Below are 282 nucleotides of genomic sequence, written 5' to 3'. Positions count from 1 at the left end.
TTGCTCTGGGCAATCAATTGCGCGCACTGAAGGCCCAGATACTGGAGTTCGACCGCCGCATCATCGCCTGGCATCGATCAAATGCGACGAGCAAGCGGCTTGACGCTATCCCCGGCGTCGGGCCGGCGCTGGCAACCGCTCTGGTCGCCAGCATTGCTGATCCCAAGGCTTTCCGATCGGGACGAGACTTCTCGGCGTGGGTTGGGCTCGTGCCGAAGCAGAACTCGAGCGGAGGCAAGGACAAGCTTGGCAGTATCAGCAAACAAGGGGATCGCTATTTGC

General features: G+C 60.6%; 1 protein-coding gene. It reads left to right on the top strand.

Going from position 1 to position 282, the window contains the following annotated elements:
• A partial coding sequence (locus FNJ47_RS55625) for a transposase (RefSeq protein ID WP_163163601.1) occupies positions 1 to 282 on the top strand: 282 nt, incomplete at both ends.

This window comes from Bradyrhizobium uaiense (assembly GCF_010811875.1).
Classification (GTDB): Bacteria; Pseudomonadota; Alphaproteobacteria; order Rhizobiales; family Xanthobacteraceae; genus Bradyrhizobium; species Bradyrhizobium uaiense.
This window is presented reverse-complemented; position numbering and strand designations above follow the sequence as displayed.